Genomic DNA, 17,373 nt, shown 5'->3' with positions numbered 1-17,373 from the left:
CTAGACGACGTCCATCGCCTCGAGTCGCTCCGGCAGGTACGTATCCGTCACGAAGTCCAACCCGCGAGCGGCGAGTGACTGCTGTTCAGCCTTTTTGTCGATCTCGAGTTGGAGCTCGATCTGTTCTTCCCAGTAATCGGTCTGGAACCGGGGATCGGAAAGTTCGCTCTCGAGGGCGTTGATATCCGAATCCGAGAGCGGGTCGGTCGGCAGGTCGTACTCGACGATGTCGGCGGGCTGGATCCCGATGTACTGGGCTTCCGGCGTCGCGAGGTACTCCGAGAGGTGAGCGGACTTGATCGAGCCGTAGGCGATCGAACCGAAGATCCGGTAGGACCACGGGTCGCCGTCAGCGAAGACCACCACAGGGAGCCCGAGCTCGTCGTGAAAGCGCTTCGTCAGTCGGCGGGTGGCCCGCGCGGGCTGGCCGCCGAGGTGAACGACGATCGCGTCGTACTCGTCGTCGAAGCCGTTCTCGACGAGTCTGTCGCGCATGCCACCCGTCTCCACGCAGAGGACGAATTCGGCGTCGTTGTCGAGAAACTCGATCATGTCCGGGTTGTTCGGAATCTGGTACCCGCCTTGGCCCACGTCGAGTTGACAGTGGATATCGCGATCGCCGCGCTTCGTCTGCTCGCGGATGTGGATCGGACCCATGACCTTCGCGCCGGATTCCTCCGGGCGCATGTGAAAGTCTTCACGGGTGACTCCCGAAACGATCTCTAAGTCCTCGACCAGGCCGTTCGACTCGTCCTGATCGTTGAACTGTGCGTTGTCGTTATCCCAACTCTCGGAGAGGTAGTACAACTCACGCAGGGTCGACGATCGGTCTTCCTCGAGTTGATCCGCGAGGAACTCGATCGTGTACGTCGCCTTGAGGAGCTTTTGTGCGCCTCGAACGGAGTTCGCGGATCGCGTCGACGTGCGGTCGCCGTAGACCCAGACTCCCTTCTCCTCGTCGTACTCGATGTTGCTCTTCGTCCGCGTCGGGAGCGACATGTTCGGAATCTCCCCCGTCTCGAACTGATCATAAAACTGCGCGGCGAGGTCGATCAACTGTTCTCTGGCTTCCTGGTTGGTGTCCGTACTCATTGGTCTGTCACGGTGAGTTTCTCGCTTTCTACGCCGCTCACGTCGAGGTCGAACGAGGCGTCGGTGTCGACCTCGTACTCGAGGACAGCTTCGTCGCCGCTCGAGACGTCGCCGTCCCACTTGACGAACCACTCGCCGTCCATCTCGACGACGGTCGCACCGTCGGAGAGGCTCCGCGGTTCGGCCGAAACGATGTCAGTCAGTTCGAACGACTCGGTCGTACTCGTGTGGTTTTCGACGACGATCGAGACCGACTGAGCGGTCCCGTTCTCCTCGAGTTCGCGCTCGACGAGGACGTTGTTCATGATCCGCGCGACGGCGTCGTCGATGTCCGGTTCGGGGTTGCCCGTCACCTCGGCGACCTTCTCGGCCATCTCCGGGAGGATCTGGCCCAGGACGCTCTGTTTGCGCCGCCGTTTCTCCATCGATCGGCGCTTGTTGAGGTAGCTCTTGAGCTCTCGAGACGCCTCGCGAATCGCGAGTTCGATCTCGTCTTCGATTTCGGGAACGTTCGCCACGGCGTCTTTCGATTCGCTCGTGAACGGCACGTTCGTCGACGCCACGTGGACCATGATGACGACGGGACCGTTCGGAATCCCGGAGCCGCCCGGTTGCTCGAGCCCGTAGTTTCGCCAGCCGATCTGTTTGACCACGTCGGTCGTCGCACAGGCCCCGCGCTGATAGACCAGCGGCACGCGGTTCGCGAATCGGAGCACGTCGCCGCTCCCCTCGGCTTCCAGGTCGCCGCCGTAGGCGATCCCCGCCTCGACGATGAACGGATCGCCGCCCGACACTTCCGCGTCGCGGGTCGCCGCGGCGTAGAAGTCCGCGTCGAACTCCTTTCGCAATCCGGCTTCGATGAGTTCGTCGGTGATCGGCGAGAGACACCGCGTCGGCGGCGCCATAATATCGGTCGAACGCATCCCGTCGACGAGTTGGCTCGAGGCGTCTCGGCTCTCCGCCAGTTCCCGAACCAGCGGCGGATCGTCCGGAACGGTCCGCATGGCCCCCCAGACCGCCTCGACGACGTTCTCTCGAGCGGTATCGCCGAAGGCTGCCTCGTCGTACTCTTCGGTCAGTTCGGCGGCCCGATCGACGGCCGACTGGAGCTCCTCGTGGGTGAAGCGGTGACGAACGTCCTCCGCGTCTTCGAATTTGCCCGCCAGCCGCTCGGCGAAGGCGTGAATCACTTCGTCGTCCTTTCGCGTGCTCGTCGCGTCGTCGGCGAGCGCGTAGATGTCGGCGGTGATTCGCGAGTCGTCGTCCGATTCAGTGTCCGCTGACGAGGTGCCGTCGTCGTCGCTTTCGTTCGACAGTCCGACGATCCCGCGCCACGCCGCCTCGACGGCGTTCTCTCGCACCGTTTCGCCGAATGTCGTTCCGTGGTCGTCTTCGGTCGCTTCGGCCGCCGATTCGACGATTTCTACCAATTTGTGGTGGGCGATCCGTTCGCGGTTACCGACCGTCGTGGCGATCGTCTCCGCGAAGTCGGTCGTTGCGGTCGCACCCTTGTTCACGGTCGCGGACTCGATCGCACCGGCGACGTCCGCATCCTCGTGGGACGCCGGCGGTTTCCAGGACATTTCCCGACCGAAGTGTCGATCGCGGAACTCGTCGATAACCGAGTTGGCGGTTTTCTTGCCGACTCGAGTGAACTCTTCCTGAAGGAACCCGGAGATGCTGTGTGAGTCCGTCGCCGAGAGCATCTTCATCACGGTGCCGAGTTCGACGCCGTGTGGGTGGGGTCGGATCTCCTCGGTCTCCTCGGGAAGTTCGTCGGTCGCCCGTTCCGCCTTGAAGTGCGCGCTCGGCTCTTTGAGCTCGAGGCGTGCATGCGGGTTGACGACTGCGGTGTGTTTGATGTAATCGTGAAGCTGGTTTCGGGCCCGCATGTTCGCTTCCATCTCGAGTTCGATGCGGGTGCCGTGCGGGCGGTCCCACGAGGCTGTTTCTTCGACGCTGATCTCGGGTTCGTTGTCGTCGGTATTGATAATCAACTCGAAGTACTCCGCCTCGCTCGAGCCCTGCGTTCGACTCGTGATTTTGGCGGGTTTCCCGCTCGTCAGCTGGGAGTACAGTACAGCCGCAGAGATACCGATTCCCTGCTGTCCGCGGGATTGCTCCCGAGCGTGGAATCGAGAGCCGTAGAGCAGTTTCCCGAAGACTTTCGGCAGCGATTCTTTGGTTAGCCCGGGTCCGTTGTCCTCGACGATAAGCCGGTAGTAATCCCCGTCCTCCTGAATTTCGACGTAGATATCCGGAAGGATACCGGCTTCCTCCGCGGCGTCGAGTGCGTTGTCAACGGCCTCTTTGACGGCCGTCACGAGGCCTCGAGCGCCGCTGTCGAAGCCGAGCATGTGCTTGTTCTTCTCGAAGAACTCGGCGATGGAGATCGCGCGCTGGTTTTCGGCCAGCTCTTCGGCGATCCCCTCCTCCTCGCCGAGTGTCGACTGGAACGACGTCATCGTTTCCTCTTATTAGCGGCGGGGCTAAAAGCTGTGCGCTACCGCGGTGAAAGTGATTTGCTCGATTCGTTCCGGATACTGATTGTTCCGTGATAATTCCGTTCGTCACTCTCAGGGCTTCGCTCGGTGGTTTCGATGCCACCACGAACGGCTGCTACCAACCGTGATGACACTCATGAGGTCAAATCAATTGTAAACTATCTTTCTTGAGGACGCGCTCGCCTCGCGATCGTTCTCTCCGCTTACTCGACAGTCGCCTGAGCCTCGGCCGCCGTCGCCTCTTGGTCGTCCGAATCGAGGCGGACGGTCAGGACCGGAACCGGGCACTTGCGGACGACGCGCTCGGTAACGCTCCCGAGGAGTAATCGATCGATGCCGCCGCGACCGTGGGTTCCCATCACGACGAGATCGCACTGATCGGGTGCGGCTTCGTCGACGATAACTCGACTCGGCGACCCCTCGAGAACGATCGTTTCCACCGGCACGTCCTCCGGCGCGAGTTCCTCTACTCTCTTTACGGCGGTCTCACCCTCCTCTCGAAGGGCGTCACTGATGCCGTCCCACGCGGTCTCCATCGGCAGCCCCCCGTAGCTCGCGGCGTTGACGACGTACACCGCACGAATCGCCGCATCGTGCGTTCGTGCGAGCTCGATTGCGTACTCGAGTGCGTGCTCGCCCTCAGCCGAGCCATCGGTCGGGACGAGGATTCGATCGTACATCGTGGTATATGATGACATACTACGCCCGACAGTAATAACGTTGTCGAGTGAGCGGGGGAGTTTCAGACGTCGATCTCATCGAGAACGTCACCGTCGAGTTGCTTCGCATCGGTGAAGACGCGGCGGCTGATCAGGATCGTGTTTATCACGACCGTCAAACCCCCGGCGGCGAAGATCATCAGCATGATCACGAACTGGTATTGGGCCGCGTAGATCGGGTTCGATCCGGCGATGATCATTCCCGCCATCAATCCCGGGATCTGGACGATTCCGAGGCTCTTGATACTGTCGAGGATCGGGATAATCGAAGCGTAGACGCTCGTCGACACGTACTGGTTGATCGCCTGTTCGGGCGACCCGCCGACGCTCAGCATCGCTTCAATCTCCGCCCGGTTCGAGGCCAGTTCTCCCGTAAAGCGATCCAAAACCAGCGAATTCGTCTTCATCGCGTTGGCGATAATCATGCTCCCGATGACGATCAGGTCGCGCATCGTCGTCTCGATGGCACCCGCGATCGTCATCATCACGATCACGAGTCCGGCACCGAATCCGATCGAAATGACGGACGTACGGAACACGCCGGGGATCGCACCGCCGCGCTTGTGAGAGATCCACCCGCCGACGCAGATCATGAACACGAGCACGACTGTCGCCCACGCGAGGTGGGCCGCCAGTAAGACGCCGATAACCGCCCCCGCCGCGACGACCTGTATCAAACCGCGACCCGATGTCGTTACGGCTTCGCGGCCGAAATCGAGGTTCCGGGCGTACACGACGCCCAGTACGATCGCGGCGAGCGCGGTCGCGGCGATAATCTGCAGGAAGCCCGTGAGGATAACCGGGTCCGTGGCCTGCTCGACGAACGTCTCGAGGGCTGCGTCGGTCATTCGAGTACCTCGTCGGGCGGCCCCTCCGCGACGATCCGCCCGTCGGCGAACTCGAGGATGCACTCCCCGAGTCGCCTCGCCTGTGCGGTGTCGTGCGTGACGAGCACGCACGTCAGCGATTCCTCGCGGATCAGTTCGGCCAGCAGGTCCTCGATTTGGGCCTCGATCGCCGTATCGAGGTGCGCGGTCGGTTCGTCCAGCAGGAGCACCTCGGGCTCGACGTAGAGCGTTCGCGCGATGGAGACGCGTTGGCGCTCCCCGCCGGAAAGTTCCTCGACGGGACGATCCTCGTACCCCTCGAGCCCCATCCGCTCGAGGAGCGCCCCCACGCGGACGCCGTCGATCGGTTCGTCCCGCATTCGTGCACCGAGCGAGACGTTTTCGAAGACCGTTCCGCGGCTGAGTGCGGCATCCTGCGGTATCAGCCCGATTCGACGGCGCACCGTTTGCGGATCGATCTCCCGGTAATCGGTCCCGTCGAGGTACACCGTTCCGGCAGTCGGTTCGTCGAGCCGGTTGAGCAATCGGAGAAACGAGGACTTGCCGGACCCCGACGAACCGACGATGGCGACGACGGTAGATTCCCGAACGCGCAGCGATACCGAATTGACGATCGGATCGCCGTCGACGATTCGAGTGAGCGAATCGGCTTCGAGTTTTGGCTCCATTGTGCGTTGCTAACTCGTCGTTCAGTCAAAAACGACGTGTTCGGGATCCAGATATCTTACCCGCCGGACCCCGTGTAAGACGAACCCCGACCGACAGCATTTTTCACCGCCACCCCCTTCACGAATCCGTGAACGTACGCGGTACCGTCGCGGGCGAGGTCGACGTGCGAACGGTGACGACGAGCTACGGCGAGAGCGACCTCGCGGAGGTTCCGCTCCGGTTCGATCGCCTCGAGCGGTCGTCGAACCCGCTCGAAGGCCAACACTCCGGTGATCTCGGGGACCAGGATCCCGGCTCGGTCGAGGGCTCCGATCGCAACGCCGAGTCGCTCGGCGAACACGACGTAACCACGGTCACCCTCTGGGGCAAGTGGACCGAATCCGCGGAGCTCCTCGAGCCGGGAATGGAACTGCTCGTGACGAACGCCGAGGAAGACGAATATCAGGGCGAGACTCAGTACTCGACGACGGGTGACTCCTACGTCGTCGTCGAGCCGGGGTTTCTGGTGAACGTGACGGATGTTCGCAATTGGGTCGAGTGTCCGCGTCTCTATTATCTCAACAAACTCTCCGGGGTTCCGTTGAACTACCCCGTCTTGAAGGGGACGATCGTCCACGAGGTCTTCGGCGACCTGTTGCGGGGCCGAGATCTCGAGGCCGCAATCGACGAGCGGATCGACGAGCGCGGACTCGAGCTCGGATTGCTCGGCGAAACGCCGGAAGCCGTCGCGGAGGACGTTCGGGACAACGCGGCGGCGATCGAAGGCTGGCTCGAGCAGGGACGGCTCACGGAACAGGACAGCTGGCGCTCCGAACAGTTGCTCATCAGCGAGACCTTCGGCATCCGCGGCCGAGCCGACGCGATTCGTCGAGGGGCGCCGGTCGAACTCAAGACCGGCAAGAACCTGCGCAAGGATCCGCGATTCAAGGACAAGATTCAGGCCGCGTGTTACGCGCTCTTGCTCGAGGAACACGGCGGCGACATCGACATGGGAACGCTGTTGTACACGAAAAACTCCGCGCTCGATCGGAACGAAGAGACGGGGGATCTGACCCCCGCCAAGGAGTTCACGATGGGCGACGGGCTCCTGAAGTTCGTCGTCCGCGTTCGCAACGAAATCGCCGCCATGGAGGTTTCGGGGGACGTCCCGACGGGATACGAGGCCGATGCGAAGTGCGAATACTGCTTCGAACAGGACACCTGCATGGTCGTCTCGGGCCGCCTCGATCAGGAGTCGAAAGCGGGTCAGATCGGCCAATCGCTTCCGGCGGACGAACTCGAGTACTTCGACCGACTCTACCACGCGATCGAAGAGGAACGCCGGGAAGTCCACACGGAGTACGCCAAACTCTGGGAGCAGAGCGCACAAGAACGCGCCGACGACGACCGGGCGATCATCGACCTCGAGTTCGTAGAGCGCCGGGAACTCGAGGGCGGGCGGTGGGAGCTTCGGGCCCGACAGCAGGGTGCGGTCACCTCCAAGCTTCGCGAGGGGGATCTCGTGTTGGCGAGCGACGGACACCCCGTGCGCGGCAACTCGGAACTGGCCCACATCGAGCGACTCGACGACGAGATCGTCCTCTCGACCGACGAGCCCGTGGAAGTCACGCGGCTTGACGTCTATCCCTCCGAGATCACGACCGATCGGTTGCTTGTGGCACTGCACGACGCCCTGCTGAAAGGGAGCGACCGTCGAAAGGACGTCCTCTTCGGGCGCGCCGATCCCGAATTCGAGGATCCCGAAGAGACGTTCATCGACAACAACGAAGCGCAGGACGAAGCCGTCCGGAAAGCGGTGGGGGCCCAGGACTGCGCGCTGATTCACGGACCGCCCGGAACAGGCAAGACCTACACCATCGCTCGAGCGATCCGCGCGATGGTCGAACGCGGCGAGCGCGTCCTGCTCTCGGCGTTTACGAACCGGGCGGTCGACAACGCGCTCGAGGCGCTCCTCGAGCAGGGGATCGACACGACCGAAGTGGTTCGCGTCGGCTCCGAAAGCGGCGTCCGGGAGGACATGCAGGCGTATCGACTCGACTACGCTGGCGATCCCGCAGAGCGCGTCGCCGAGTTACAGAACGCGCAGGTGGTCGCGGCGACGACGGCGACCTGCGGCTCGCGGGTCATGAAAGAGCAGGCCTTCGACGTGGCGCTGGTCGACGAAGCCGCCCAGTTGACCGAGCCTGGGACCTACGCCGCGGCCAATTTGGCGGATCGGTTCGTTCTCGTCGGCGACCACGAGCAGCTTCCGCCGGTCGTGCGGGCCGAGAACGACCTCACCGAATCGCTGTTCGAACGCCTCGTCGAGGAACACCCGAGCGCAGGTATCATGCTCGATCGGCAGTACCGGATGAACCAGCGCATTCAGGCCTTCGCCTCGCGGGAGTTCTACGACGGCGAACTCCGCCCCGCGGAGCCGGCCGTCGCGACGCGGACGCTCGACGACCTCGAGGGCGTTTCACGTGAGGAGCTTCCGCCCCGACTTCGAGATCCGGTTAGCTTCGTTGCCGTCGAGGGCGACGAGAGCCAGTACACCGACGACGACGAAGCCGCCCGGATCGCGGCACTGATCGAACGCTACGAAGAAGCCGGCCTCGAGCGCTCGGATATCGGCGTCATCGCGCCGTTCCGAGCGCAGGTCTCGAACATCTCGAATCACGTCCCGGACGAGGTCGCCGTCGACACCGTCGACCGGTTCCAGGGCTCGAGCCAAGAGGTCATCATCGTCTCGTTCACCGCGACGGACACGCTCGAGGGACCGATATTCGAGGACTACCGCCGGATCAACGTCGCGCTGACGCGACCGAAACGGGCGCTCGTGCTCGTGGGCGATTCGAACGCGCTCGAGACCGATCCGGTCTATGGGCGGATGCTCGAATGGGCTCGACAGTAATCGTTCCGGGCCTCGAACGGTATCGAATTCCCATCGTTTCGGAGAACGACGAGATGCGACGTTACGGAACAGGCGTTTTCGAATGTATCCGTCTCTCTATGCTCAATCCTCACCATCGAGGTAACATATAAGAAGACGTATAACAAATTGGAGGTATGAATACGGTGACCCTCTACTACATATCGTTAGCCGTTTGTGGTGGTATTCTTGGAGCAATGGGGCTCTCGAATATCCTCGCTGGTAGTGTCGCACTTGTCCCCGTTCTCTTGGTACTCAGTGGGATTGGAATGGTGATCGGGGTTGCCTACGAGGTGTTCATCTCCCCGCCTTCAACCGATTCGGCCCCCGATGAACGATTGGTGTGGATTATGACTGGGCTCGCCGCGGTTGGCGTTATTGCTGGCACCTGGTCTTTGCTTGGGTGATCTCGAACCAAAATCGCGTGGGACTCCCACCGACTACGGCTCAAATGGCTCGGGATCCTCGAACGAGTCGACCGACATCGAAAAGCCCCAGCAGAGTTCGGCGTTGAACACCGTCGCCTTCTTGCAGAAATTCGGACTCGAGGTCGCCGCGGCGTCCCTGAGCAGGATCGGGTTATAATCCCGGAAGTAGGCGTCTTCCATCGTGGTCGCGACACACTGGTCGATATTAACTCCCGCGAGAAACAGCGTCTGGATTCCCTGGGTTCTGAGCACCTGCTCGAGGTGCGTGCCGTAGAAGCCGCTCATTCGCACCTTCTCGACGTGAATGTCGTCTTCGTCCATGTACGGCTGAAGATCCTCGACGATTTCGCCGCCCCAGGAATCCTCCGTCAGGACCTCGCCGTTCTCGAGTTCCTCGCCGATGCCGGCCTGATCGGGATCCTTCTTGAACGAGTACAGCGTCGGTGCGCCGAGGTTCCGGAGGTCTCGTCGGTTCTGCCAGTTGATCCAGATGACCCACATGCCCAGCCCTCGCGCAGCCTCGATCGCCCGCTGGATTTCGGGAATCGCGTCGCGACAGTCCTCGGGCTCGAGCCCCATCGAGTCGACCCAGCCGCCCGGTTCGCAGAAGTCGTTTTGCATGTCGATGATCGCCAGCGCGGCCCGGTCGGGGCTGTCGACGACGTCTTTCTTCTCGGCGCTCCAGCGGACGTCATCGTGAGGGTGGCCCGGATCGAGGTGGACGTACTCCTCGTAGAGGTGCCAGCGGTCGGCGTTCGAGGCGAGCTGGACGCCGCCGTCCTCGGTTCGGCGGTAGATCTCGTCTGGCTGGTCGACCGTCGGTGCGGTGGAGGCGTCCTCGGATTCGCTACTATGGTCTGTCATGATCTCAAAATCCCATCGCGGACCCGTCCCCTCGAGGATCGGCACCGCCCTCGAGCATCCCCGTCTCCGGGTCGATCCGAATCGCTTGCGCGTGGCCCATATTGTCGTCCCAGTCGGGAAGCATCTGGACGGGTTGCCCGCGTCGATCGAGTTCCCGGATGACTTCATCGGAGATCCGCCCCTCAAGCGAGAGGTCGTCGGACTCTTCGCCCCACGTTTTGCCCATGAGCCAGCGCGGTGCTTCGATGGCCTGCTGGACGTCGTAGCCGAAATCGACGAGTCGGGTCACCATCGCGGCGTGGGTCTGAGGTTGGCCTTCCCCGCCCATGGTTCCGTAGGAGAGGTACGGTTCGCCGTCCTGACAGAGCATCGCGGGCATGAGCGTGTGAAAGGTTCGCTTTCCCGGCTCGAGCCGGTTCGGGTGGTCCTCCTCGAGCGAGAAGAACGAACCCCTGTTCTGGGGGATAATCCCGGTGTCGCCGGCGATCTCGGCGCTACCGAAGTCGTGGTAGATCGACTGGATCGCCGAGACGACCAGCCCGTCGGAGTCGACGACGCTGAAGTAAACCGTGTCGCCGTCGGCTGCGGGAGATCCGTGACTCGAGTCCGGGCCCGTGCCGCCCCCTCCTTCTCCCGACGAGCCGGTTCGTGCGTCCTCGTCGAACGCGATTCCCGGTTCGACCTCGTCCATGACCATCGCCGCGCTCGAGTCGATCAGTTCTCGTCGGTCGTCGGCGTACTCCGTGGAAACGAACTCCTCGATCGGAATATCCACGGACTCGGGATCCGTGAGCCACGCGTCCCGATCGGCGAACGCGAGCTTCACCGCCTCTGCGAGGTGGTGGTAGTAGTCCGCCGTATCGTCGCCCCAAGATTGGACGTCGTACTCCTCGAGTAGGTTCAGGATCTGGAGGGCTGTGAACCCCTGCGTGTTCGGCGGGAATTCGTAGGCTGCATAACCTCGGTAGGTCGTGGAGATCGGGTCGACCCACTCCGCTTCGAACGCTTCGAAGTCGCTCTCGGCGAGCGGTGAGCCGCGCGAGCCGATATCGTCGCAGATTTTCGCCGCGATTTCGCCCTCGTAGAACCCGCCTCGCGGTCCTTCCTCCGCGATCGTCTTCAGGGAGTCTGCCAGATCGGATTGGACGAGCCGGTCCCCTTCCTCGGGACGGTTACCGTCGGGGAGGAACGTTTCACCTGCGGAGTCGTGTTCCCGAAGGAGTCCCTCGTCTTCGACGAGCCAGTCCGCAAGTGAGCGGCCAACCGGAACGCCCTCCCTCGCGAATCGGATCGCGTCCTCGAAGAGCACGTTCCACTCGAGGGTGCCGTAGGCGTCGTGGGCCTCGCGCCAGCCGTCGACCGCGCCGGGGACCGTCAGGGCGGCTTCCGGGCCGCGGTCCGGAATCGCGTCGAACTCCGAGTAGAATTCTCGAGTCGCGTTCTCCGCTGCGGGGCCGCTCGCGTTCAACGCCTCGACGCCCGCTTCGTCGGGGTGAGAGACGAGCCAGAAGCCGTCGCCGCCCAGCCCCGCCATGTGCGGGTAGGCGACACAGAGGACGGCGTTAGCCGCGACAGCCGCGTCGACGGCACTTCCACCCCGGCGGAGCATGTCGTAGCCGACCGAGCTCGCGAGCGAGTGCGGCGTCGCGATCATCGCGTTGGGCGCTCGAGTCGGCGGTCGTCCGGTTCGTGGGCCGTGCGGAGCACTCATAGGTCCGTCTGCCAGCGAGCAGTCCCTAAAGGTGTGCCCTGCACACGTTCGCCTCGGCGCGAGCGAGCCGCTCGTCCATCCGTTACCCGTTTTCGCCACTGCCGTTTTCATCATCAGATTCGTCCGCGTCGCCCTCGCCTTCGAACACGTACCGCGTCACTGGCGGGATCACGCCCCCGACGACCACCAGCACGATACCGGCCCACCAGAGGACGGCGATCCCCTCGAGGACGCCGTAGACGATGATCGGGAACGGGACGAGCATGAGCACCAGCGAGACGATCTGGACGGTTATCTCGTTCATCTCACCCACCCCCGACGAGCGCGATTCCGTTGAGGACGATCGTGAGCAGGCCGACCAGTACCATCACGAGGATCGCCCACGGGATCGTGATTCGAAGCACCTCTCCTTCCTTCCCGACGATCCCCGCAGCACCCGTCCCGAGGACGACGTTCGCCGGCGCGATCGCGTTGCCGACCGCTCCGCCGGCGCTCTGACCGGCGATAATCGTGGCCTCGGAGAGTCCCTCCATCGCTTCGACCGCCTGCTGTTGTAACGGCGCGAAGAGGATGTTCGAGGAGGTGTTACTCGAGGTCATAAACGACCCCGTAAAGCCGATCCAACCCGAGGCGAAGGCGTACACTGTCGGCGGCAGGACGCCCGCGAGCCCGAACGCCAGCACCTCGATCTGACCGGCGTGATCCATCACCTGAGCCATCACGAGGAATGCGATGATCGCTAGCGACGCCGGAACCGCGTCGTCGGCCAGCCCGTCCCAGATCCCCTCGACGTCGTCCTCTCGCTCGGCCCATTCGGCGTAGTAGCCTCGAGCGCGGTAGACCAGATAGCCGACGAAGACGCTCACGAACAGGAACGTTCCCGGGTGGGTCAGCGGCGCGAACGGATTGTACGCGTCTTCGGCCTCGGTCTCGAGTCCGTACCCCGTCTCCGTCTCCGGGAACGGCGGACCGAGTTCGAATTGCTCGAGGAGCGCCTCGAGCTGCGGGATAATGAGCACGGCGAGTGCGACCACCGTGAGGGCGACGTATGGGAGCAACGACATCGCGAAGCTCATCGTCGGCTCCGGCGTCTCCTCGCGTTCTTCTTGCTCCGCTTCAGTCGCTTCGTCATCGTCAGCGCCTCCGCCGTCGTCCGGCGCTTCGTCGCTTTCGATCCCCTCGCCTGCGTCGGTGGTGTCGCCTTCGTCAGCTTCGGACGCGTCGCTATCGTCGTCCATCGCGGGTCGTTCGTCGATCCCCTCGAGTGGCTGGTCGTACCGCTCCCATCGCGAAAGAGGATAGAGGGCGACCAGCGCGACCGTCCCTGCCAGAAACGTCGACAGGATCGGATCCCAGAACATCAACCCGAGCTGGATTCCCGCGTGGAGGGTCGAAATCACGACGATCATCGGAAGCGCGTAGCGAACCGCTGGCATGCGACCGAACAGCCACGCGATCGCGACCCCGGCCACGGCTGCCGGGATGATCAACAGGATCGCCGTTTCGACCGTCGTCGCCAGTTCGGACTCGAGCGGAATCACCTGCAACGTGGCGAGCCACGCGACGGCGAGCGTGCCGAACATGTTGGCCCAGGCGTGTCCGATCAACGGAATCGCGACCGCGTGGACCGGTCTGACGCCGATCACGAGCAAGAGCGGGGCGACGACGGCGATCGGCGTCCCGAACCCGGCGATTCCCTGGAGAAACGAGGCGAAGACCCAGCCGAAGGCCAGAACGAGAAAGAGATCGTTGTCGCTGAACCGTTGAATCCCTTCCTCTAAGGCGACGAACCCACCCCCGCGTTTGATGACGTGATAGAGCAAGAGTGCGGGCCAGACGACGTAGAGGATGAATATGGCGTCCCAGATTCCTTTCGCGGTCGCGACGGCGAGTCCTTCCCAGGGCGTCTGGAACGCGACCAGTGCGATCCCCGCGGCGACGAACATCCCGACCGGTCCTGCTTCCGGTGCCTGCCACTGGAGACCGACGAGGAGAATCAACAACAGTACGAGCGGGACGATCGCCAGTGCCCAATGAAAGCCGTCTATCGGCACCTGTAGCGGGTACATCTACTCGAGACCACAGTTGCGAGCGTGATGAGAAGAAGACTTGCTAATGCTTGATACGGGCCGGCTCACGCGTTCTCGAGCGAGTGGCTTTGCTACTATCACGAGGGTACCGATTCACTCCGCTTCGCCGTCGACGATTTCGATAAAGCCGGTCATCCCTTCCGTATGCGCCTCACAAACGTAGAGGTCCATTTCCGTCGTGGCCTCGAACTCGAGGGTCTGGGTTTGTCCGGTCCCGCTTACGAGTTCAGTCTGGTACTCCTCGACGATCTCCATCGCGTCCGTCCTGAGCGCGATATTGTGCTGGTTTCCATCGACGTTCTCCCACGTAATTTCGTACGGTTCGCCCGCCGTAAGCATGAGAGCCGGGTTTTCGTCACCGTCGATGAGCTCCGGTTCGACGCCGATCCAACCCGATTCCTCGGCCTCGAGCGCGATCTCGGAGACGTCTTCCCAGTCGGCGGCATCGCCCGCCGGTTCCTCGTCGTCCACGTGTTCGTCCCCTTCGGTATCATCTTCGTCCCCGTTTTCACCCAGTCCACCACACCCCGCGAGGCTCGTGACGGCCGCTGTCCCGCCGAGCAGTACGATCGTCCGCCGGCGGGAGAGACTCGTAGCTCGATCCATACCGGAGCAACTCCGTCAGCGAACAAAACTCAACGGCCGTCAGTTGCGAGGATGGCTCTCGAGCGAATTTTACTCGATTGAGATCCGTCTCGGGGATAAGTTCGGGGCTCTTATCGCGGCTTTAGCGGTCAGTGCCACTCCTGTAAGGAGACGACCGCGGGACATTGAACCGAGAGCCACGCATCGTCTTCGGTCCGCTCGTCGAGCCGAAAGCGAGGGATAGAGTGCCCGTGGTCGACCGACGCCCGCACCTCTCGTTCCGTTTCCGCGGCAGCGGACTCTCGAGGACCATCTCTGACCATGGGTGGCATACAGTACCACACAATATAAGTTCTGCGTGAAATCCCGGATCGTATCCGTTTGCGTCGGAGACGGATTTGGTCGCGGCGTAGACGCACGCCCGTCCTCAGTCGGACGTCGAGTCGGATTGGTCGATCACGTCAGCGTCAGGGGCGTTCCGGAGCACGCTCCGAATCCCCTTCTCGGCGTTTCGTTTGGTCGTGTATCCTTCGCCGCTCGTCGCGATGATATTCCCGTTCCGGTGAACCAGTCGCCAACGCCACTCGCCTGCGCGGTCTTCGAATAGCTGGAACGTCCCCATGCTCTCACGAGCTGTCGGCTGTGGCGGGTCCTCACTTGCGCCTGTCTCGGTCTCTCGAGTCGACGTTTCGTCGGGTTCGGAATCGTGCACACGTTCGTCCGCGGAGTTTGACTCGGCGTCGTCCTCGGGGACAGCCGGCTCTCTCCACTCGAGTTCGATTTCCAGTTCGATTTCGTCCTCGTCTTCGTCGTTCGATTCGCGTTCGATCTCGAGTTCGAACGAGAACGATTCGGCCAGAGCCAGCGATACCGAATGGTCTTCGAACGCCACCCGGAACGTCTCTCCGTCGTCGAATTCGTCGGCAACGGTGTGTAACATCGCCGCAACGTCCGCTCGCGAACTGGTCGTCTCGAACGAAAGGAGTTCGTCGGTCATGCGAAGGTGTTCTCCGAATCAACCCAAATAGCCCAGTTATGGAGGGGATGAACGTCCGTAATTCACACACGTTGTGGGATGCGCTCCGATATGAGCGCGAAGCGGTACGTTATCTGTCGTGCGGAGAAATCGTCCCACTCTGATTTCGGATGAATTCCCCCCGTCAAAGCTATTATCTAATTATTCCAGTTAGTATTAAATAATTTATAATTATGTGAACGGTGGGACCTTCGAATACAAATTCCTATAGTAGTCCCGTTCCGATGAGTGACAATGGGGTCCGTGAGTGTCAGCACCTCGAGGGTAGGAGGGAGACGAACCATCACGGCACTCGGCGTACTTTACGTCGTGCTCGCGATCGGGTGGAGCATCGCACAAACTATCGACGGCGACCCCCTCCGGAACGTCTTGATCGTTTCGTTGCTCGTCGCCGTCCCCGGATTCATCCTGTTCTGGGGCGGATACCAATTGCCGCGAACGGATATCGATCCGAGGTTCTACTCGGTGATCACCCGGTGGTGTCTCGGGAGCATCGCGATCATGTTCGGTATTCTGACGATCTACCACATCCAGCCCGCTGACAGTCTCAACGACCCGGATCGAAGCGTACTCATCCTCTCGGCGCTCAGCAGTGTCGCCGGGTTCGGCGTGGGGTCTCACGACGCACGAGCGAAAACGCGAGCCCACGAGGTTGTCCGACGAAATCAAGAGCTTCGAGAGATCAGAGCACAACTCGAGGCGTCGAACGAGCGACTGGAGCAGTTCGCGTACGCTGCGTCTCACGATCTCGAGGAACCGCTTCGGATGATCACGAGCTACCTCCGACTCCTCGAACGGCGATACGGAGACGACCTCGACGATGACGCCGAGGATTTCATCGACTACGCCGTCGATGGCGCAGAGCGAATGAAAGAGATGATAGACGCGCTGCTCGAGTACTCGCGCGTCGAAACGCGGGGCGATCCGTTAGAACCCGTCGACCTCGAGGAGGTGCTCGCGACGGTGACGAAGAATCTCGAACTCCAACTCGACGAACACGACGCCACGATCGAGCACGGGGAGCTGCCTCGCGTGCTGGGGGATCGGAGACAACTGCACCACGTGTTCCAAAACCTGTTGAGCAACGCGGTCGAATACAACGACGACGGCCGGCCACACGTGCAGGTTTCGGCGAGTCCGATCGATTCGAAATGGTGTGTTTCCGTGACCGACGAGGGCATCGGGATTCCGGCGAACAAACACAAGGACGTATTCGAGGTGTTCCAACGACTCCACACCCACGAAGAGCACGCGGGAACCGGGATCGGTCTCGCCCTCTGCAAACGGATCGTCGAGCGTCACGACGGAGAGATCTGGGTCGACTCCGAACCCGGCGAGGGGGCAACCTTTTCGTTCACGCTCCCGCCGGCGACCGAAGACGAGCTGGAGTTTCGAGACGAAAGCGGCTGAACAAACTCAACGTTCGTTTTCCAACTGCGGCTACGGAATGGGTGTCCACTTCGCCTACGGTGACGGTATTCCCTCGAAGTCTGCGGCGATAGCCTTCGTCTCCTAACGGCTGTCCTTGCAAGCATCATTTACTCACTCGAGAGACGTGTCCGTCCAGCCATGCAGACCGTCGTTCACCTCCTCTCGGGAGACGAAGACGAACAAGAGACCGCACTCGCGATCGCACGAAACCTTCTCGAGGACGAGACCGACAGCATCGACGACGTCGCGATCGTCGTCCAGTCGAAGGGAATCGTGACCGTTACGAACGACGCGGAGACCGTCGACGACGTGCAATCGCTGCTCGAGGACGGCGTTTCCGTTCGCGCCTGCTCGAACACCCTCGAGATGATGGATCTCGAGGAATCTGATCTTCTCGAGGGGGTCGAGACCGTCCCCGAAGGTGCCGTCGAGGTGACTCGGCTGCAAGACGAGGGCTACGCGTACCTTCGGCCGTAGTTTCGATA

General features: G+C 62.1%; 16 protein-coding genes. 4 read left to right on the top strand and 12 right to left on the bottom strand.

Annotated elements, in window-relative coordinates; genetic code table 11:
* The 5 genes from ACZ5C7_RS17830 to ACZ5C7_RS17810 form a co-directional block, all read right to left on the bottom strand.
* Entirely contained in the window at window positions 1-1,092 is a 1,092-nt protein-coding gene (locus tag ACZ5C7_RS17830; protein WP_464377617.1) for a DNA topoisomerase IV subunit A, read from the bottom strand.
* Window positions 1,089-3,557 carry a DNA topoisomerase VI subunit B gene (locus ACZ5C7_RS17825; RefSeq protein WP_464377616.1) on the bottom strand — a complete coding sequence of 823 codons (2,469 nt, stop codon included), beginning with the start codon at window positions 3,555-3,557 and terminating at the stop codon, window positions 1,089-1,091. The genes ACZ5C7_RS17830 and ACZ5C7_RS17825 overlap by 4 nt, the downstream gene beginning before the upstream one ends.
* Window positions 3,558-3,799: 242 nt before the next feature.
* Window positions 3,800-4,276: a universal stress protein gene (locus ACZ5C7_RS17820; RefSeq protein WP_464378471.1), complete on the bottom strand. Its 477-nt coding sequence runs from the start codon at window positions 4,274-4,276 to the stop codon at window positions 3,800-3,802.
* Between the two features lie 62 nt (window positions 4,277-4,338).
* Window positions 4,339-5,163 carry an ABC transporter permease gene (locus tag ACZ5C7_RS17815; RefSeq protein ID WP_464377615.1) on the bottom strand — a complete coding sequence of 275 codons (825 nt, stop codon included), beginning with the start codon at window positions 5,161-5,163 and terminating at the stop codon, window positions 4,339-4,341.
* Complete coding sequence (locus ACZ5C7_RS17810) at window positions 5,160-5,831, bottom strand: ABC transporter ATP-binding protein (RefSeq protein ID WP_464377614.1); 672 nt, start codon at window positions 5,829-5,831, stop codon at window positions 5,160-5,162. Before ACZ5C7_RS17810 ends, ACZ5C7_RS17815 begins: the two co-directional genes overlap by 4 nt.
* Window positions 5,832-5,959: 128 nt before the next feature.
* On the opposite strand from ACZ5C7_RS17810, the gene ACZ5C7_RS17805 reads away from it, so the two are divergent.
* Together ACZ5C7_RS17805 and ACZ5C7_RS17800 are read left to right on the top strand one after the other, a co-directional pair.
* Window positions 5,960-8,725 carry an AAA domain-containing protein gene (locus ACZ5C7_RS17805; RefSeq protein WP_464377613.1) on the top strand — a complete coding sequence of 922 codons (2,766 nt, stop codon included), beginning with the start codon at window positions 5,960-5,962 and terminating at the stop codon, window positions 8,723-8,725.
* 155 nt (window positions 8,726-8,880) lie between these two features.
* The gene (locus ACZ5C7_RS17800; protein WP_464377612.1) at window positions 8,881-9,150 is read left to right on the top strand and encodes a hypothetical protein; all 270 of its coding nucleotides are present in this window, start codon (window positions 8,881-8,883) and stop codon (window positions 9,148-9,150) included.
* A 33-nt stretch (window positions 9,151-9,183) separates the two neighbouring features.
* Here ACZ5C7_RS17800 and ACZ5C7_RS17795 read toward each other — a convergent pair whose 3' ends face one another.
* From ACZ5C7_RS17795 to ACZ5C7_RS17765, 7 genes are all read right to left on the bottom strand, one after another.
* Window positions 9,184-10,035 carry a cysteine hydrolase family protein gene (locus tag ACZ5C7_RS17795; protein WP_464377611.1) on the bottom strand — a complete coding sequence of 284 codons (852 nt, stop codon included), beginning with the start codon at window positions 10,033-10,035 and terminating at the stop codon, window positions 9,184-9,186.
* A 4-nt stretch (window positions 10,036-10,039) separates the two neighbouring features.
* On the bottom strand, window positions 10,040-11,746 hold the full coding sequence (ggt, locus tag ACZ5C7_RS17790; protein ID WP_464377610.1) for a gamma-glutamyltransferase: 1,707 nt from the start codon (window positions 11,744-11,746) through the stop codon (window positions 10,040-10,042).
* Window positions 11,747-11,828: 82 nt separating this feature from the next.
* Window positions 11,829-12,050, bottom strand: a complete 222-nt coding sequence (locus ACZ5C7_RS17785; RefSeq protein WP_464377609.1) for a hypothetical protein — start codon at window positions 12,048-12,050, stop codon at window positions 11,829-11,831.
* A 1-nt stretch (window position 12,051) separates the two neighbouring features.
* Entirely contained in the window at window positions 12,052-13,815 is a 1,764-nt protein-coding gene (locus ACZ5C7_RS17780; RefSeq protein ID WP_464377608.1) for an L-lactate permease, read from the bottom strand.
* A 114-nt stretch (window positions 13,816-13,929) separates the two neighbouring features.
* On the bottom strand, window positions 13,930-14,442 hold the full coding sequence (locus ACZ5C7_RS17775; RefSeq protein ID WP_464377607.1) for a plastocyanin/azurin family copper-binding protein: 513 nt from the start codon (window positions 14,440-14,442) through the stop codon (window positions 13,930-13,932).
* Window positions 14,443-14,570: 128 nt separating this feature from the next.
* Entirely contained in the window at window positions 14,571-14,744 is a 174-nt protein-coding gene (locus tag ACZ5C7_RS17770; RefSeq protein WP_464377606.1) for a DUF7556 family protein, read from the bottom strand.
* A 104-nt stretch (window positions 14,745-14,848) separates the two neighbouring features.
* The gene (locus ACZ5C7_RS17765) at window positions 14,849-15,418 is read right to left on the bottom strand and encodes an HVO_2922 family protein (RefSeq protein WP_464377605.1); all 570 of its coding nucleotides are present in this window, start codon (window positions 15,416-15,418) and stop codon (window positions 14,849-14,851) included.
* Window positions 15,419-15,691: 273 nt separating this feature from the next.
* Here ACZ5C7_RS17765 and ACZ5C7_RS17760 point away from each other — a divergent pair, with 273 nt between their 5' ends.
* Both ACZ5C7_RS17760 and ACZ5C7_RS17755 read left to right on the top strand, forming a co-directional pair.
* On the top strand, window positions 15,692-16,867 hold the full coding sequence (locus ACZ5C7_RS17760) for a sensor histidine kinase (protein ID WP_464377604.1): 1,176 nt from the start codon (window positions 15,692-15,694) through the stop codon (window positions 16,865-16,867).
* Window positions 16,868-17,026: 159 nt separating this feature from the next.
* Window positions 17,027-17,365, top strand: a complete 339-nt coding sequence (locus tag ACZ5C7_RS17755; RefSeq protein WP_464377603.1) for a DsrE family protein — start codon at window positions 17,027-17,029, stop codon at window positions 17,363-17,365.
* The last annotated feature ends 8 nt before the right edge of the window (window positions 17,366-17,373 follow it).

This window comes from Halostagnicola alkaliphila, from assembly GCF_055379965.1.
This window is presented reverse-complemented; position numbering and strand designations above follow the sequence as displayed.

Excerpts from the sequence above, each read along its gene's own strand:
- ACZ5C7_RS17755 (WP_464377603.1), top strand. The coding sequence starts at position 17,027 with ATGCAGACCGTCGTTCACCTCCTCTCGGGAGACGAAGACGAACAAGAG.
- ACZ5C7_RS17765 (WP_464377605.1), bottom strand. The coding sequence starts at position 15,418 with ATGACCGACGAACTCCTTTCGTTCGAGACGACCAGTTCGCGAGCGGAC.
- ACZ5C7_RS17775 (WP_464377607.1), bottom strand. The coding sequence starts at position 14,442 with ATGGATCGAGCTACGAGTCTCTCCCGCCGGCGGACGATCGTACTGCTC.
- ACZ5C7_RS17830 (WP_464377617.1), bottom strand. The coding sequence starts at position 1,092 with ATGAGTACGGACACCAACCAGGAAGCCAGAGAACAGTTGATCGACCTC.
- ACZ5C7_RS17825 (WP_464377616.1), bottom strand. The coding sequence starts at position 3,557 with ATGACGTCGTTCCAGTCGACACTCGGCGAGGAGGAGGGGATCGCCGAA.
- ACZ5C7_RS17785 (WP_464377609.1), bottom strand. The coding sequence starts at position 12,050 with ATGAACGAGATAACCGTCCAGATCGTCTCGCTGGTGCTCATGCTCGTC.
- ACZ5C7_RS17800 (WP_464377612.1), top strand. The coding sequence starts at position 8,881 with ATGAATACGGTGACCCTCTACTACATATCGTTAGCCGTTTGTGGTGGT.
- ACZ5C7_RS17810 (WP_464377614.1), bottom strand. The coding sequence starts at position 5,831 with ATGGAGCCAAAACTCGAAGCCGATTCGCTCACTCGAATCGTCGACGGC.
- ACZ5C7_RS17760 (WP_464377604.1), top strand. The coding sequence starts at position 15,692 with ATGGGGTCCGTGAGTGTCAGCACCTCGAGGGTAGGAGGGAGACGAACC.
- ACZ5C7_RS17770 (WP_464377606.1), bottom strand. The coding sequence starts at position 14,744 with ATGGTCAGAGATGGTCCTCGAGAGTCCGCTGCCGCGGAAACGGAACGA.
- ACZ5C7_RS17820 (WP_464378471.1), bottom strand. The coding sequence starts at position 4,276 with ATGTACGATCGAATCCTCGTCCCGACCGATGGCTCGGCTGAGGGCGAG.
- ACZ5C7_RS17795 (WP_464377611.1), bottom strand. The coding sequence starts at position 10,035 with ATGACAGACCATAGTAGCGAATCCGAGGACGCCTCCACCGCACCGACG.
- ggt (WP_464377610.1), bottom strand. The coding sequence starts at position 11,746 with ATGAGTGCTCCGCACGGCCCACGAACCGGACGACCGCCGACTCGAGCG.
- ACZ5C7_RS17815 (WP_464377615.1), bottom strand. The coding sequence starts at position 5,163 with ATGACCGACGCAGCCCTCGAGACGTTCGTCGAGCAGGCCACGGACCCG.
- ACZ5C7_RS17780 (WP_464377608.1), bottom strand. The coding sequence starts at position 13,815 with ATGTACCCGCTACAGGTGCCGATAGACGGCTTTCATTGGGCACTGGCG.